Annotated in this window: 16 protein-coding genes and 1 pseudogene; 10 read left to right on the forward strand and 7 right to left on the reverse strand. The window is 58.2% G+C overall.

Going from position 1 to position 15,186, the window contains the following annotated elements:
- Positions 1-26: 26 nt before the first annotated feature.
- Positions 27-785, reverse strand: a complete 759-nt coding sequence (locus ACA058_RS07015; protein WP_497638454.1) for an Abi family protein — start codon at positions 783-785, stop codon at positions 27-29.
- Between the two features lie 94 nt (positions 786-879).
- On the opposite strand from ACA058_RS07015, the gene istA reads away from it, so the two are divergent.
- Entirely contained in the window at positions 880-2,394 is a 1,515-nt protein-coding gene (gene istA / locus ACA058_RS07020; RefSeq protein ID WP_497635052.1) for an IS21 family transposase, read from the forward strand.
- A 20-nt stretch (positions 2,395-2,414) separates the two neighbouring features.
- On the forward strand, positions 2,415-3,170 hold the full coding sequence (istB, locus tag ACA058_RS07025) for an IS21-like element ISPsy14 family helper ATPase IstB (RefSeq protein ID WP_024264899.1): 756 nt from the start codon (positions 2,415-2,417) through the stop codon (positions 3,168-3,170).
- Here the strand turns inward: istB and ACA058_RS07030 are convergent.
- The 3 genes from ACA058_RS07030 to ACA058_RS07040 form a co-directional block, all read right to left on the reverse strand.
- Complete coding sequence (locus ACA058_RS07030; protein WP_497638455.1) at positions 3,167-3,520, reverse strand: Abi family protein; 354 nt, start codon at positions 3,518-3,520, stop codon at positions 3,167-3,169. The genes istB and ACA058_RS07030 overlap by 4 nt on opposite strands.
- A gap of 255 nt (positions 3,521-3,775) precedes the next feature.
- A complete protein-coding gene (locus ACA058_RS07035; protein ID WP_497638456.1) occupies positions 3,776-3,988 on the reverse strand; it encodes a hypothetical protein in 213 nt (70 codons plus the stop codon).
- A gap of 184 nt (positions 3,989-4,172) precedes the next feature.
- Positions 4,173-4,379, reverse strand: a complete 207-nt coding sequence (locus ACA058_RS07040) for a hypothetical protein (RefSeq protein WP_497638457.1) — start codon at positions 4,377-4,379, stop codon at positions 4,173-4,175.
- Between the two features lie 243 nt (positions 4,380-4,622).
- Here ACA058_RS07040 and ACA058_RS07045 point away from each other — a divergent pair, with 243 nt between their 5' ends.
- The 3 genes from ACA058_RS07045 (at position 4,623) to ACA058_RS07055 (ending at position 6,817) form a co-directional block, all read left to right on the forward strand.
- Entirely contained in the window at positions 4,623-5,549 is a 927-nt protein-coding gene (locus tag ACA058_RS07045; RefSeq protein WP_497638458.1) for a LysR family transcriptional regulator, read from the forward strand.
- Between the two features lie 57 nt (positions 5,550-5,606).
- Entirely contained in the window at positions 5,607-5,972 is a 366-nt protein-coding gene (locus ACA058_RS07050; RefSeq protein ID WP_497638459.1) for a 5-carboxymethyl-2-hydroxymuconate Delta-isomerase, read from the forward strand.
- Positions 5,973-6,034: 62 nt separating this feature from the next.
- A complete protein-coding gene (locus tag ACA058_RS07055) occupies positions 6,035-6,817 on the forward strand; it encodes a class I SAM-dependent methyltransferase (RefSeq protein ID WP_497638460.1) in 783 nt (260 codons plus the stop codon).
- A gap of 23 nt (positions 6,818-6,840) precedes the next feature.
- Here ACA058_RS07055 and ACA058_RS07060 read toward each other — a convergent pair.
- Together ACA058_RS07060 and ACA058_RS07065 are read right to left on the reverse strand one after the other, a co-directional pair.
- Positions 6,841-7,773 (reverse strand): annotated as a pseudogene (locus tag ACA058_RS07060) (LysR family transcriptional regulator); the annotation flags it as partial.
- 93 nt (positions 7,774-7,866) lie between these two features.
- Positions 7,867-9,045 carry a cyanate transporter gene (locus ACA058_RS07065; RefSeq protein WP_497638461.1) on the reverse strand — a complete coding sequence of 393 codons (1,179 nt, stop codon included), beginning with the start codon at positions 9,043-9,045 and terminating at the stop codon, positions 7,867-7,869.
- Between the two features lie 328 nt (positions 9,046-9,373).
- Between ACA058_RS07065 and ACA058_RS07070 the strand changes: the two genes are divergently transcribed.
- The 5 genes from ACA058_RS07070 to ACA058_RS07090 all read left to right on the forward strand — a co-directional run bounded on the left by ACA058_RS07070 (position 9,374) and on the right by ACA058_RS07090 (position 14,351).
- Positions 9,374-11,023 carry a phosphoethanolamine transferase gene (locus ACA058_RS07070; RefSeq protein WP_497638462.1) on the forward strand — a complete coding sequence of 550 codons (1,650 nt, stop codon included), beginning with the start codon at positions 9,374-9,376 and terminating at the stop codon, positions 11,021-11,023.
- Between the two features lie 65 nt (positions 11,024-11,088).
- A complete protein-coding gene (locus tag ACA058_RS07075; protein WP_497638463.1) occupies positions 11,089-11,751 on the forward strand; it encodes a class I SAM-dependent methyltransferase in 663 nt (220 codons plus the stop codon).
- A 123-nt stretch (positions 11,752-11,874) separates the two neighbouring features.
- Positions 11,875-13,008, forward strand: a complete 1,134-nt coding sequence (gene rnd, locus ACA058_RS07080) for a ribonuclease D (RefSeq protein ID WP_401308820.1) — start codon at positions 11,875-11,877, stop codon at positions 13,006-13,008.
- On the forward strand, positions 13,005-13,298 hold the full coding sequence (locus ACA058_RS07085) for a YcgL domain-containing protein (RefSeq protein ID WP_180203027.1): 294 nt from the start codon (positions 13,005-13,007) through the stop codon (positions 13,296-13,298). The genes rnd and ACA058_RS07085 overlap by 4 nt, the downstream gene beginning before the upstream one ends.
- 120 nt (positions 13,299-13,418) lie before the next feature.
- Entirely contained in the window at positions 13,419-14,351 is a 933-nt protein-coding gene (locus ACA058_RS07090; RefSeq protein ID WP_497638464.1) for a D-2-hydroxyacid dehydrogenase, read from the forward strand.
- A 138-nt stretch (positions 14,352-14,489) separates the two neighbouring features.
- Here the strand turns inward: ACA058_RS07090 and ACA058_RS07095 are convergent, their stop codons facing one another.
- Positions 14,490-15,083: a nitroreductase family protein gene (locus ACA058_RS07095; protein WP_497638465.1), complete on the reverse strand. Its 594-nt coding sequence runs from the start codon at positions 15,081-15,083 to the stop codon at positions 14,490-14,492.
- Positions 15,084-15,186 lie beyond the last annotated feature (103 nt).

A 15,186-nucleotide genomic window follows, 5' to 3' on the forward strand; every position in this document is an offset into this window, starting at 1 on the left:
ACGGGGGCTTTTTCGTTTCTGGGGTTTCACCAGCCGTTCGCGTCAGTCTTCCAGTATTCAGGAAAGCCCATGCGCTGAAAATGCGCGGCACCATACCTTTCTTCCATTGACGCAAGCCTTGATTTGAAGGTGCCGTTGAATCCTATAGAACTCAGTAAGACATGAATCACTGTCAGCGAGGAATACACCGTTTTGTTGTCGGTGAATTTGATGTCTTTTCGCTTCAGATTGGTTGGGGAAACTCCAATTTTCACGTCTATGAATCGGTCGTGATGAGCAGCCATGTTCCGAAGCACCGTCAACGCATGCAGCCAGCTTTCAAACACCTCCACTTGCGCTATACCAAACTTTGACGAAATGACTTTCCGATCAATCGGATCTCTTAGTATCGCGAAAATTTTAGACCAGGTGCCCAGCGTTACGCATTCGCTCATAGCCCAGCTGGGTGGAAGGTAGGGATCTTCATAACTTTCATAGTAGGCTTTTATGTAACGCCGAGAGGAGGCTCGCTCAACCTCGCCTTCGATCTTCGACAGCATTTGTCCGATGCCATTTCGTCCTTTTGGCGCAAAGATTTCTGTTTTCAGATACCAGTGCGGGGAATACTTGAGGCTCAGCATGTTGCAGATCACGGTGCGGACTGCGACCTCAAGCCTTTCCGCCGACTCCATAATGATTGCCCGAATTTCTCGATCGCATGCGGATTCCACGGGCATCCGGCCATCTATTCCATGAACATCCGGCCACTGATTCCACGATGATCCGGCCACCCATTCCACGGCCATCCGGCCACTCATAAGGCAGGCAGCAACGCAGGATTAATTCACTACCATCGACCTCTTTTATCGAAGCAGAGAGGTCGTCGTGGAGCGGTTATCCATGCGTAAAATTAAGGAAGTGCTACGTCTCAAATTCGAGGTCGGCCTGTCTGCTCGCCAGATCGCTGTCAGCTTGGAAGTGGGTCGCGCGACCATCGGTGAGTACCTCAATCGCTTTGCTGCCAGCGGGCTGATTTGGCCGTGTGCTTTGAGCGACGTTGAGTTGCAACGGCGCCTTTTTCCGCCTCCGCCCGATGTTCCCAGCGACCAACGCCCGATGCCGGACTGGGCTCATGTCCATGCCGAGTTACGTCGCCCCGGCGTCACCCTGGCCCTGCTTTGGCAAGAGTATCGGCTCACCCACCCGCAAGGCTTCCAGTACAGCTGGTTCTGCGAGCACTACCGCCTCTGGGCCGCGAAGATCGATGTGGTCATGCGCCAGGAACATCGCGCCGGCGAAAAGCTGTTTGTCGACTACGCCGGCCAGACCGTGCCAGTCATTGATCGGCGAACCGGCGAGATCCGCCAAACGCAGATCTTCGTCGCCGTCCTCGGCGCGTCCAGCTACACCTTCGCCGAGGCCACCTGGTCGCAGAAACTGCCCGACTGGCTGGGCTCGCACGTGCGCTGCTTCGCCTTTCTCGGCGGTACATCGCAGATCCTGGTACCGGACAATCTGCGCAGCGGCGTCACCAAGGCGCATCGCTATGAGCCGGATATCAACCCCAGTTACCGCGATCTCGCCGAGCATTACGGCGTAGCTGTGCTGCCCGCGCGCTCGCGTAAACCCAAGGACAAAGCCAAGGTTGAAGTCGGCGTACAGGTAGTCGAGCGCTGGATCCTGGCGGTGCTGCGCAACCGCCAGTTCTTCTCCTTGGGCGAACTCAACACAGCCATCGCGCTGCTGCTCGATCGCCTCAATCAGAAGCCCTTCAAGAAGCTGCCCGGCTCACGGCGCTCAGCCTTCGAGACCATCGACCAACCCGCACTGCAACCGCTACCAGAACATCCGTATGTCTACGCCGAATGGAAAAAGGTGCGGGTGCACATCGACTACCACGTCGAGGTCGATGGTCATTACTACTCGGTGCCATACCAGCTGGTGAAGCACCAACTCGAAGTGCGGCTAACCGCTAGGACTGTCGAGTGCTTCCACGCCAACCAGCGGGTAGCCAGCCATCTGCGCTCACCGCACAAAGGCCGCCACACCACCCAAACCGAGCACATGCCCAAAAGTCACCGCGAACATGCCGAATGGACGCCGCAGCGACTGATCCACTGGGCTGAGCAGACCGGGCCGAACACCGCTGGTGTCATCGCCTACATCCTCGAACGCCGGATCCATCCGCAGCACGGCTTCCGCGCCTGCCTGGGGATCCTGCGCCTGAGCAAACAGCACGGCGAAGAGCGGCTGGAAGCCGCTTGCCAGCGAGCACTGGCACTGGGCGCGTGCAGCTACAAAAGCCTGGAATCGATCCTGCGCCAAGGGCTGGAACGGCTGCCGCTGGCCCAGCAAAACCTGCCGTTACTGCCTGAAGAACACATCAACCTGCGCGGCCCTGGCTACTACCACTGACCTGAAAAAGGAGCACCAAAATGCTGCCCAACCCGACACTCGACAAGCTGCAAACCCTGCGCCTGCACGGCATGATCAAGGCCCTTGGCGAACAACACGCAACGCCTGACATCAACGATCTCAGCTTCGACGAACGCCTCGGTCTGATGGTCGATCGCGAGCTGACCGAGCGCGAAGACGCCCGCCTGACTACTCGCCTCAAGGCGGCCCGACTGCGCCATAACGCCTGCCTGGAAGACATTGACTATCGCAGTCCGCGTGGCTTGGACAAGGCCTTGATCCTGCAACTGGGCAGCGGCCAGTGGCTGCGCGATGGTCTGAACCTGATCATCGGCGGCCCAACTGGCGTAGGCAAAACCTGGCTCGCCTGCGCGCTGGCTCATAAGGCCTGCCGCGACGGTTACAGCGTGCGTTATCTGCGCTTGCCGCGCTTGATGGAAGAACTAGGCCTGGCCCACGGCGACGGCCGCTTCGCGAAACTGATGGCGGGTTATGCCAAGACTGACTTGCTGATCCTGGACGACTGGGGCCTGGCGCCGTTTACCGCTGCGCAACGGCGCGACATGCTTGAACTGCTGGACGACCGCTACGGTAACCGCTCGACGCTAGTGACCAGCCAGATGCCAGTGGACAAATGGCACGCGCTGATCGGCGATCCGACCTTGGGCGATGCGATCCTCGACCGGCTGGTGCACAACGCTTATCGGATCGAACTGAAGGGCGAATCGATGCGCAGACGCGCAACGAAATTGACGGCGACAGAGACTTCAGACTAACAATGCAAACCTGCGTCGCTGCGCTCCGACTGCCCGGCCGGATGATCGTGGAACAGGTGGCCGGATGTTGGTGGGCTGGGTGGCCGGATGGCGTGGAATCCGCAATCGCATTCATAACGCTGGCAAATATGGTCAAACGTGGTGTTTGGGTGGAAATTTTTGGTCGCGGGATCTTGTAGCTGGTACCAATACCCTTTCAGTCGGAAATGACCAACATACGAGATGTATTTGAGAGCCATATCGTCATCGTTGACGATCAGACCTTGTGTTTTCAGCTTGGCGAGCAGTGCCTGTGGAGTGAAGGCCGACTTTGCAAAGGGGGGCTTTGTTACGGGCGCCTTCTTGGTCATGCTCAAATTCCAGGCAAAAAAAAACTCGCCTTTTGCACGCCTGCTTTGAGGCAGGACCCTACCCGTTGGGCAGGACGTGTGGCGAGTGTGTTGGTTTCAGATTATCGAGAGTCGATACTCGCGTCAACCAATTAGGGGGGGGCTGGTAACCAGCAGTGCGGTGTAGCAGGGGGGGGCGGCCTATGAAGGCCGCCCCCTCCTGCGATTGTGCAGTAACCTGTCAGGTTTTTAGCCGCACGAAATACACTCGGCGAATCAATTGCCCATGGTGACGTGGGTGATGATTTCATTCTCGACCAGCAGGTTGATTCGTGCAGGGTTGTAATCCTTGGTCATGATGTACCCAACACCCGTCGGTCGTACTGCCAGGCAGGTCTTCTTGGCGAGTTCTGCGCGAAGCTCCTCGGTGTATTGCCGACCGATGTATTGTTTGGCAGTGTCCAAGTGTTGATTCAAATCCATAGTCATGTATAGCTTCCTTGCGATAATTGAATGAGCGGATGTGCTCCCGTCATCCGGATTGGATGACGCAGGGAAATTCTGGAGCAACTGCGCTTCTTTATCACCCGTTGGACTGTGTCGCGATGTTTGCCTCCTCCGTCGACAGGGGGAAGCTGCTCAGTCAGAGCAGCTTCGTTCTAACTGGCCCGTCTTACGGTTGCGAGTGGCCCAGTTTTCTCTTGATCAGGTCATAAACGTCCTTGTGGGTTGAGTTATGCAGGGAGTTGTCCTTGCAGGCCGATGCCAGGAAGTCTTTCACTTCGTCCTTGGCGTGAGGATAGAGGCCGGCGACGTAGTCGGCTTCATGCGTCTGGGTGCAGTTGAAGTGCTCGTCGTCTTTCGCTTTGTCTCTAGCCATTGAAATTCTCCTATTGTGTTTGAAGGTTTTCGTCCGGACCGTTTTTGCCCGAAGCCTCCTGAGCTTAGGGGCGCGGGGCTGTCCCGCCAGAGGCACGACAAAATCAGGAAGGGGATGTAGGACCCGGCGCGTGAGCCTGTTGGCATTAAACGCAAATCCCTCGAGGCATTCGTTCAGTCGCGTAGACGCCAATTGTTACAGCTCCCTAAACTGTCGATAGTTTTTTGAGCGCGGGGGCAATGGATGAATCGCAACGAACTACGCAAGGCCGACATCAACCTGATGGTGGTGTTTGAAGCGCTGATGCTGGAACGTAACGTCACCAAGGTGGCGAAGAAGCTGTTTCTCGGTCAGCCGACCATCAGTTCGGCGCTCAATCGCTTGCGTACCATGTTCAACGATCCGTTGTTCATACGCGTCGGCCATCGCATGGAGCCAACGGCGCGGGCTGAAGAGATCTTTCGGCACTTGTCGCCGGCGCGGGATTCGTTGTCGGTGGCGTTGAGCCTGACCCATGATTTCGACCCGAGCAGCAGCACCATGACCTTTCGCATCGGGATGTCGGACGATGTCGAATTCGCCCTGTTGCCGCCGTTGCTGCGGGCGTTGCGCCAAGAAGCGCCGAAGGTGGTGTTCGTGGTGCAGAATATCGATTACTGGCGCATTCCCGACTTGCTGGCGTCTGGCGACATAACGGTCGGCGTCAGCCAGACCGGTGGTCTGCCAGCCAACGCCAAGCGCAAGTTGTTGCGGCACATCCATCCCTGCGTTTTACGAGCTGATGCCAGCGATACGCCGCTAACGGTCGATGAGTACTGCTCGCGCCCGCATGTGCTGGTGTCCCATATTGCCAACGTCAGTGGTTTCGCTGACGAGTGGCTGGCAGCAATCGGCCGCACGCGCCAGTTGGTGCTCTCGGTGCCGCAATACAGTTCGTTGCCGGCCTTGCTCTCCGGGACCGATCTGATTGCCAGCCTGCCGGATTACACCGCAGAGGCCATGGCGACGTCCGGTCAGTTGTTCAAGGAGCCGTTTCCGTTCAAGACGCCGACCCTTGAGTTGTCCATGGTCTGGCTCAGCCATGTCGACAGCGACCCTGCCGAACGCTGGTTGCGCTCACGAATTGAAGCGTTCATGGGCGAGCGCAATCTGTTGTCGCTGCCCCAGTGAGCAAGGCAGCGCTGTGCTATATGTAAGAACTTTCCGCCGACCTACAGGAGTTACGCCATGCCTCACCTGCACCTGGAATACACCGCCAACCTGCCTGATCTGAACGCTGATGTGGCGTTGATGCGTCTGAACAATACGCTGGTGGGGTCTGGTCAGTTCGGTGCCGAATTCGACATCAAGAGTCGCGCGGTGAAGGTCGAGACGTTCAAGGTCGGCACGGCATTGGCCGAACGGGCGTTCGTGCATGTGAAACTGGCGCTGCTGAGCGGGCGCTCGGAGCAGATCAAGAAACAGCTGTCCGAAAGCCTGCTGGCAGTGGTCAAGGATTTGTGTGAATGGCCGGCAGGGGTGGAGGTGCAGTTGTGCGTTGAGATTCTCGACATCGATCGCGAATCTTATTCGAAGACATCTGTTGGTCACTGAGCTGTATCGCGTCACTGGTCAGGTTGACCGGGTGTCTCTTAACAAAAAGCGGGTCACGACTCATGGCAGGTATTCAGAAAGTTGCTCAGCTAGGCTACTCATCGCAAGCTGGAACCTATGCCAAGGGTCGCCCTAGCTATCCAGGGGAACTGGATGCCTGGCTTAGAGAAGCGCTTGAAATTCATCCGGGATCGACGGTTGTTGATTTAGGAGCCGGCACAGGTAAATTTACTCAGTTACTGGGATCAATGGAGATCGATGTTGTAGCGGTTGAACCCATAGAAGCGATGCGATCCGAGTTTGCCAGGAATCTCCCGCACATCACGATCCTGGAGGGAACGGCCGAATCCATACCGCTCAACTCCGGAGCAGCGCAAGCACTGGTATGCGCCCAAGCTTTCCACTGGTTTGCAGATGAAGCGGCCCTTGCCGAGATTCACCGAGTGCTTGAACCGGACGCTCGGCTGGGCTTGATCTGGAACGTGCGCGATGAGTCGGTGGACTGGGTTGCAGCCATCACTGACATCATTACGCCGTACGAAGGCGATACCCCACGTTTTCATACCGGGGATTGGAAATTGCCATTCACGGGGCGCTACTTTTCTGAACCTGAACTTACCTGTTTCCCATACACGCATACAGGTAGCGCCACGGAAGTCATCATGGATCGCTTTCTGTCGGTGAGTTTTATCGCTGCTCTACCTCCTGCCGAAAAGGCGAAAGTTTCCGAGCAGCTACAGAGGTTGATCCAAACCCACCCGTCTCTTCGCGGGCGTGAAACCATTGAGTTCCCGTATCAAACCCGAGCTTATGTGTGTCGCCGTTTAGACGGAGCGCCACAGTAATTGAGCGTTGCTGGGTGCGTCGGAGCACTATCCGCTTCGGCACACGCCTCGATCACTTGCTCACGCAACCAGGTGTTGGCGCTGTCCTGATCGGCGCCTTGGCTCCACTGCATGTCGAGGGTGAATCCCGGCAAGCCATTGGGCGCTTCACAGCGATCGAAGTCGGTCTGATTGGCCAGCAATTGCTGGATGCGCCGGGGCAGGGTGAGGATGAAGTCGGTGCCGGTGATCATCTTCAGGGCTGCGCTGTAGCTATTGGCCCGTGCAACGATCTGCCGTTGTCGGGCTTGCTGCGCCAACCAGCCGTCGACCATGTTGCTGGTGGATGTCCAAGGTGTCGGGAACACATGTCGGCGCTCGATGAAGGTTTGCAGGCTCAGGCGTGGTTGCGGCGGGGTGGCGCGTTTGTCGAAGACGCAGACGAGATCGTCTTGCAGCAGCGTCCGCACATTGAAGTCACCGTGGCCTCGATGAAAGCTCGGCCCGAAACCTATCGCCAGATCGAGGCTGCCATCACGCAGAGCTTCGGCCGGGATCTCGGTTTCGAGCTTATGCACATTGACCGTCACCGCAAGCTCGGCGAGCGCGAAGCTCTTCAGCAGGCGCGGCAGAACCAGTTGCTCGAAGTATTCCGGTGCGCAGAGGTTGAAAACTGTCGGTTGCACGGTCGGATCGAACGCCGACGCAGCGGCGTGGCACAAGTTGATGCTGTCCAGGATCTTCAGCACGAGGGGGTACATGCTGCCGGCTTTGTAAGTGGGGCGCATCCCGGTGCGGGTATTGATGAATAATTCGTCTTCAAACCCGGCGCGCAGTTTTTTCAGGCAGTAACTCACGGTGGACTGGCTGACGCACAGCGTCTCGGAAACGCCGGAGACGCTGTTTTGCTCATACACGGCGACGAACACCATCAGGTCCTGCATGTCGAGCTTTCGTAGCACGTTACTGTTCAGCATCCTTTCTGGCTCATGCGCAAACTTGTGCGAATGATCCTAGCGCAATGAAGGCAACAGGAGAATGTCCCGCAGGCCTTCGAGGTGGGCTGCGAGTCAGTGAATGTGTTTGGCGTAATGCCGCGGATCGAAGCGCAAGGCCATCAGGATCATCAGTGTCATGACCCCGGTGAGCGACCACCAGGCCCATTCGAAACTGCCAAGCTGATCGCGGATCATCCCGGCAACCAGTGGCGAAAGACCGGCGATCAGATAGCCGATGCCTTGCACAAACGCCGTGAGCCCACCCGCGCGCCGGGGATCGTCCAGATGATCCAGCGACACGATCAGGCTCATCGGGAACAGCCCGCCAATTCCCAGCCCCAACAGACATGGCCACAGCAGACCGAGGTTTGCCGGGCCAAGAATCAACCCGCAAAAACCGGCCATGATCAGCGCCAACAGCACCACCAGCACCAGGCGCCGATCACGGCTACGGTTGGCGATGGCCGGTGTCAGCTGGCCGGACAACACCTCCATGGCGGTCAGGAAGCCCAACAGCAACCCGGCGTTTTGTTCACTCCAGCCCTTTTCTACGTAGTACGGCGCCAGCCAGGCCAGTACGCAGGTGTAGGACGCCGTGCCCAGGCCGAAAAAAGCCGCGAGCAACCAGGCGCGGGAATGGCTAAAGAAGTGGCGGTTGCTCGTTGTGCCCTGCGTCGTCGCTGCCGTGCGTTGGCTGCACCAGAACAGCAGTGCGACCACGGCCAGTACCGCCCAGATTGCCAGGCCCATGCGCCAACTGCCCGTATGGACCATCACCAGCGGGGCGAAGGAGGCTGCAATGGCGGCACCGCCCATGATCGACGTGACGTAGAGCCCCATGCACAGGGCCACGTTGTCGCTGAATCGGGATTTGATCAGCGTCGGCATCAGTGCCTGGATCAGCGCGATGCCGATGCCGGCCAGCACGGCGCTGAGGATGAGTTCCAGGGCAGAATCGAGGAACAATCGCGAAGCCGTGGCCAGGCCGATGACCAGCAGCGACAACACGACCGTGCGTCGCTCGCCGAGGCGTTGGCTGATCGCCAGGCCAAAGAACATCGCCAGCCCCATGGTCATCACCGGCAGCAGGGTCAGCAACGATGCCAGACTGAAACTCAGCGGGATGTCGCCGCGGATCGCCGACAGCAAAGGACCGACCGCGGCCATGGAGGGTCGCAGGTTCAGGGCGACCAGCATGATGCTGAACATCAACCACAGGGCAGGGCGAGAGGTTGCGCGAATGTTTTCCATGATCGGACCTTGATAAATCAGGAGCCGATTAGGCGCGAGTAGTTGGCAGGGGGCAAATCAGAAAGTCTTGGGCAGTATCGGGAAATTAAATAGGGCTGGCATGGCCAACATCGAGCACCCTTGAGATGTTCAGTTTCTGACCTTGCTGAACCAGACCTGAACCATTCTCAAATAAGTAGAAAGTTTCATCGAGTGTAAGGTGGTCAACTAATCGTTGGCTTCTTTTTCACGAAAAATTGATGGACGGCTGCCTAGAGTTAGTGCTGTCGCGATAAATGATATTTTCACATTTATCGAGGGCACTTCTTTTCAGGGATAGCCGATCACCATGTTGAAGATTAAAGCCGTGCGCCCGGAATGGGTGACACTGATTGCCAGCGCCTTTTTGTTGACTGCCTTCAATTTTGTATTGTGGCAGCACCTCTTCGAAATCACCGCAGCGGACGGTAAAGGCATCGTCATGCGCGTGGCGTTCGGAGCGATGATCCTCGCGGCTTTCAACATTATCCTGACCCTGCTGGCTTTCCGGCCGGTGCTGAAACTCGTGCTGACCCTGCTGTTCATGATCAGTGCGGGTGTGGCTTATTTCATGGGCCAATACGGTGTCTTGATCGACATAGGCATGTTGCGCAACTTCGCTCAAACCAATGCCACGGAAGTGCGTGACTTACTGTCAATCAAGTTGCTTGCGTATATTGTTTTCCTCGGTGTGCTGCCTTCCTGGTTGTTGTGGAAAACCCCGGTTAATTATCGCCGCTGGCATCGTGAGTTATTGAGCAAGGCACTGGTGACGTTTGCCTCAGCGGCGGTCATTGGTGGTGTCGCGCTGGTTAACTATCAGGGCCTTTCTTCGCTGTTTCGTAATCACCATGAACTGCGCCTGATGGTGGTTCCGAGCAACTACATTGGTGCATCCGCCGGTTACTTGCGCGAGCAGGTCGCATCAGCACACCAGCCCTTTGTCAAAGTCGGTGAAGATGCGCAGCGCAATCCGGCCTGGCAAACCCATGGCCGTAAATCCCTGACCGTGCTGGTGGTGGGCGAAAGTGCCCGGGCAGAGAACTTCGGCGTCCTCGGCTACAACCGCGACACCACGCCGAAACTGGATAAGGAAGCCGGGCTGATCGCGTTTACCGATGTGAAATCTTGCGGCACTGAAACAGCGGTGTCGGTGCCCTGCATGTTCTCCAATATGGGGCGCAAGGATTACAACGCAAGCAAGGCCAAGAACGAAGAAGGCCTGCTGGATGTACTCAAGCGTGCCGGCCTCGATGTGATCTGGCGTGATAACCAGTCTGGCTGCAAGGGTACCTGCGATCGCGTCACCCTCGACGACGTCAGCAATCTGAAAGACCCGGTGCTGTGCGCCAACAGTGAATGCCGCGATGAAATCCTGCTGCAAGGTTTGCAACATTTCATCGATACCCTGGATAAAGACACGGTACTGGTATTGCACCAGATGGGCAGTCACGGTCCGGAGTACTACAAACGCTATCCGAAGGAGTTCGAGCGCTTTACTCCGGTCTGCAAAAGTAATGCACTGAACAATTGCAGCCGCGAAAGCATCATCAATGGCTATGACAACACGCTGGTGTATACCGACCATGTGCTGTCGACCCTGATCGATCTGTTGCGCAGCAACCAGGACAAAGTTGATACCGCGATGCTTTATCTGTCGGACCACGGCGAATCCCTGGGCGAATACAACCTGTTCCTCCATGGCACGCCTTACATGCTGGCACCGGAACAGCAGAAGCATGTGGCGATGCTGGCCTGGTTCTCCGACAGCTATCAGAAGTCGTTCTCGGTGGACACCCATTGCCTGCAACTGAGTCGTGAAAAGCCCTTGAGCCAGGACAACCTGTTCCATTCGGTGCTGGGGCTGCTGGAGGTCAACAGCAAGGTTTATAACCAGGACCTGGATATGTTTTCCGGGTGCCGCAGGGCAGCGATTGACGGCGTACTGGCCAAAGATTGAGTGCTGCGACCTCTATTCATACGACGGCCCGCGGCCGGCACATCTACGCTCAAGAGCCCTTGCACATGACTGCTCAGTCCCCTTCCGCCATCGAGCTCGAGTTCGCCCGGCATTATCACCAGGAGCACGCCCGCGTCTGCCTGCAGCCGCGAGCGCAAAGCCTGGGCGAGCGCCTGGCGTTCTGGCGTGACGAGCAAATGGTGCGCCGGGCGCTCAAGGTCGCCGGCGAACCGGGTTTGATTCTCGATGTGGCTTGCGGTGTCGGGCGCTTCTGGTCGGTGCTGGGCGAGCGTGCGAACCGGGTGATCCTTGCCATGGATCCGTCCCAAGGCATTCTCGAACATGCCCGGACCCACCATCCGCAGAGCCTGATGAAGCGAGTCAGGACCTTTCAAAGCTCCGCCTTCAACATTGGTTTGTCGGAGAATGCGGTTGACTGCATTTTTTGCATGCAGCTGTTTCAGCATATTGCCTGTCCCGAGCTTCGTTTAGCGATGTTGGGCGAATTTTACCGGGTCAGTCGCGATACGGTGATTGTGGCGGTGCGTGTCGGTGGCCGTTTCAAGGGATGGCGCACCGACGGGCAGGGGGCCGCAGCGGGGCCGCTGGTCAGCAAGACCCAGGTCGAGGCTGAATTCAAGCAGGCGGGATTGCGCGTGCTCAGCCATCAGGATTTTCTGCCCGGTTGCGCACCGAGGCGGGTTTACGTGCTGGGTAAGGTCGGTTAGGCCGTGTTTGTCGGACTATTCTTACTGTCAGGCAGGCATTTTCGCTAAAGCTCTTGTTCAGTGAATGCGCGGAAATCGTCGGGGGCGATATATACTGCGCGCCATTCTTCAAGGGAGAGCCGTGTGGCCATCGATATTCACTGGATTCGCGACAACGATAGCCTCGGTCGGTTTTGCACCGAGTGGCAGCAGCTGCCGTTCGTTGCCCTCGACACCGAATTCATGCGGGTTGACACCTTCTACCCGATCGCAGGCCTGTTGCAGGTCGGCGATGGCGAACGTGCCTACCTGATCGATCCGCTGACCATCGACAACTGGCAGCCCCTGGCCGCCTTGCTGGAAAATCCGGCGGTGGTCAAGGTTGTCCATGCGTGCAGCGAAGACCTCGAAGTCCTGCTACGCCTGACCGGCAGCCTGCCGGCACCGCTGTTCGATACGCAACTGGCCGCCGCTTACCTGAACCTGGGTTTCTCCATGGGCTATTCGCGGCTGGTGCAGGAAGTGCTGGGTATCGACCTGCCCAAGGGCGAAACCCGTTCCGACTGGCTGCAACGTCCGCTTTCCGAGACCCAGATCAGCTACGCCGCCGAAGATGCCGTGCACCTGGCGGAAGTTTTCGTAAAATTGCGTCCGCAACTCTCGGACGACAAATACGCCTGGGTCCTGGAGGACGGTGCGGAGCTGGTGGCCAACCTGCGCCGCGAAATCGACCCGTTCGAGGTCTATCGCGACGCCAAGCTGGCCTGGAAACTGTCCCGCGCGCAGCTCGCCGTGTTGCGTGAACTCTGCGCCTGGCGCGAGCAAGAGGCGCGTGCCCGTGACCTGCCGCGCAACCGCATCATCCGCGAGCATTCGCTGTGGCCGCTGGCGCGCACGCAACCGGACAATCTCGGCGCATTGGCGAAAATCGAAGACATGCACCCGCGTACCGTGCGTCAGGACGGCGAGTTCCTGCTTGATCTGATCAAGCGCTCTGGCAGTGTGTCGCCAGAGCAATGGCCGCCCGCCGTGCCTGAGCCGTTGCCAGTGGACGCCGCCGCGCTGCTCAAGCGGCTCAAAGCCATCGGCCAGGCCGAGGCCGAGCGCCTGAACATCGCGCCTGAACTGATGCTGCGCAAGAAAACCCTGGAAGCCCTGCTCAAAAGCGGCTTCCCCAATGGTCCCTACCAATTGCCTGATTCGCTGCGTGGCTGGCGCCGCGAATTGATGGGCCAGGCGCTGCTCGACAGCCTGGCCACCGCCGGAGAACAGCCTTGAAACGTATTTGCTCCATCTACCGCAGTTCGAAGAGAAACGAGATGTACCTCTATGTGCTCAAGAGCGATGCTCTGGAGCGTGTACCGGAACCCTTGATGGCCGCCTTCGGCAAAGCTATCCACGCGTTCGACCTGGTGTTGAGCCCCGAGCGCAAACTGTCGCGCGAGGACATCACCGTCGTGCTGGAAAACCTCGAAAAGCAGGGCTATCACCTGCAAATGCCGCCAGCGGAAGAGGAATACATCGAACACTTGCCGGAAGAATTGCTGCGACGCAACGACCCCATGTGATCGACAGACAGGCTCTGTTCAAAGCCTGGATGAACATTGGAATGATTTTGGCGATGGCCGCATGGACGGAGCAGGACTCTGTCGGCGGCCGTCTGCACTGTTTTTCGAAAGGTTTGAAGCATGCGCGTTCTGATTGCTGAACACGACCACCCGGTGTACGCCCGACTGTTGCAAGAGGCGGCGCCCGACGTAGAAGTACTGACCAGCGGCGATTCCGCCGAACTGGCGCGTCTGGCTGCCGATTGCCCGGTCTGGCTCGGCCAACCCGACTTGCTGGCGACCCTGTTGCGTCAGGGTCATCAGCCACAATGGCTGCAATCGACCTGGGCCGGGATCACGCCACTGCTGGCCGATGGTTTGCCTCGGCACTATCGCCTGACCCGCGCGGTGGGGATTTTCGGACAGGTCATGGCCGAGTATGTGCTCACCTACATGCTCGGCCACGAACGTGAGGTGCTGGCACGGCTGGTCAGCCAGGTCGAGCGCAAATGGGACAGCCGTCACGGCCAGAGTCTGGCGGGGCGCAAGGTATTGATCGTCGGTACCGGTGATATCGGGCAGACGGTGGCGCAGTTTCTCGTACCTTTTGGTGTGCAGTTGTATGGCATCGCCAGTGAGTCCCGTGAGCAGGCACCCTTTATCGAAGTCGGTTCGCTGGCGGATCTTCCACGATTGGTCGGTGAAGTGGATTACGTGGTCAATCTGCTGCCAAATACCCCGAACACCCACGATATCTACGATGCGGCGCTGTTCAAGCAGTTCAAGCCGACCGGGCTGTTCATCAACGTCGGGCGGGGTGTGGCGGTGGTGGACGCGGATCTGGTAGAGGCCTTGAAGGAAGGGCATCTGGTGGGTGCGGTGATCGACGTTTGTCGCCAGGAGCCTCTGCCGCAACGTCATCCGTTCTGGACGGCCTTCGGCCTGTTGCTGACGGGCCACAGCTCGGCACCGACCTCGCCATCGCTGATGGTGAATCTGTTTGTCGAGAACCTGCGGGCGTATCAGGCGAGTGAAGCGTTGCGCGGGGAAGTGGATTTCAATCGCGGGTATTGAATGATCGTTCCCACGCTGATCGTTCCCACGCTCTGCGTGGGAATGCAGCCCGGGACGCTCCGCGTCCCAACAGCGTGACGCAGAGCGTCACAAGAGGCATTCCCACGCAGAGCATGGGAACGATCAGGTTCAGCACGGTTAGAGGGTGAAATCGCCTTCGGCGGCCAACTCACTCAGCGGACGCCGCGGGCTTGGCTCTTCACGCGCTTGCAGGTAATCCGCCAGCGTCGCTTTATCCCCCAATTTGCCCACTGCCACGGCTGCATGCAGGGCGTAGCCTTCAGGGATGTTCAGCTCCTTGCGGGTCAGTTCCTGATCGAAACCGGCCATGCCGTGGGTATGCCAGCCACTGATGCTGGCTTGCAGCGCCAGGTGCCCCCAGGCGGAACCGGTGTCGAAAGTGTGCCACAGCGCCGGGGTTTCTTCAGTGGCGCCGGGCGCGGCGAAGGTGGTTTTCGAGATCACGATCACCAGTGCCGAGGCGTGTTGCGCCCAGCTGCGGTTGAATTCGTTCAGCAGGCCCAGGTAACGCTCCCAGTTCGGCGTATCGCGACGGGCATAGAGAAACCGCCAAGGCTGCGAGTTGTACGCCGACGGTGCCCAACGCGCGGCTTCAAAGAAGCTCAGCAGGGTTTCTTCAGGAATGGTTTCGCCGGTGAAGGCACGGGGCGACCAACGATCGGTAAACTGAGGATGGATGGCATGATCGGCAATGCGTGGGTTTGCACTCATCAAGAGATTCCTTGCTAGGTTTGAAAGTGGGAGCGATGCAAAACCCTACTTGGAGGCGCGATAACTGACAAGCGTGTTCTACCGACAGTCGCCAATGCTTGGC

This window comes from Pseudomonas sp. LBUM1649 (genome assembly GCF_059716155.1).

Coding starts and splice junctions, on each gene's coding strand:
- ACA058_RS07015 (WP_497638454.1), bottom strand. CDS start 785: ATGGCCGTGGAATGGGTGGCCGGATCATCGTGGAATCAGTGGCCGGAT.
- istA (WP_497635052.1), top strand. CDS start 880: ATGCGTAAAATTAAGGAAGTGCTACGTCTCAAATTCGAGGTCGGCCTG.
- istB (WP_024264899.1), top strand. CDS start 2,415: ATGCTGCCCAACCCGACACTCGACAAGCTGCAAACCCTGCGCCTGCAC.
- ACA058_RS07030 (WP_497638455.1), bottom strand. CDS start 3,520: ATGACCAAGAAGGCGCCCGTAACAAAGCCCCCCTTTGCAAAGTCGGCC.
- ACA058_RS07035 (WP_497638456.1), bottom strand. CDS start 3,988: ATGACTATGGATTTGAATCAACACTTGGACACTGCCAAACAATACATC.
- ACA058_RS07040 (WP_497638457.1), bottom strand. CDS start 4,379: ATGGCTAGAGACAAAGCGAAAGACGACGAGCACTTCAACTGCACCCAG.
- ACA058_RS07045 (WP_497638458.1), top strand. CDS start 4,623: ATGAATCGCAACGAACTACGCAAGGCCGACATCAACCTGATGGTGGTG.
- ACA058_RS07050 (WP_497638459.1), top strand. CDS start 5,607: ATGCCTCACCTGCACCTGGAATACACCGCCAACCTGCCTGATCTGAAC.
- ACA058_RS07055 (WP_497638460.1), top strand. CDS start 6,035: ATGGCAGGTATTCAGAAAGTTGCTCAGCTAGGCTACTCATCGCAAGCT.
- ACA058_RS07065 (WP_497638461.1), bottom strand. CDS start 9,045: ATGGAAAACATTCGCGCAACCTCTCGCCCTGCCCTGTGGTTGATGTTC.
- ACA058_RS07070 (WP_497638462.1), top strand. CDS start 9,374: ATGTTGAAGATTAAAGCCGTGCGCCCGGAATGGGTGACACTGATTGCC.
- ACA058_RS07075 (WP_497638463.1), top strand. CDS start 11,089: ATGACTGCTCAGTCCCCTTCCGCCATCGAGCTCGAGTTCGCCCGGCAT.
- ACA058_RS07090 (WP_497638464.1), top strand. CDS start 13,419: ATGCGCGTTCTGATTGCTGAACACGACCACCCGGTGTACGCCCGACTG.
- ACA058_RS07095 (WP_497638465.1), bottom strand. CDS start 15,083: ATGAGTGCAAACCCACGCATTGCCGATCATGCCATCCATCCTCAGTTT.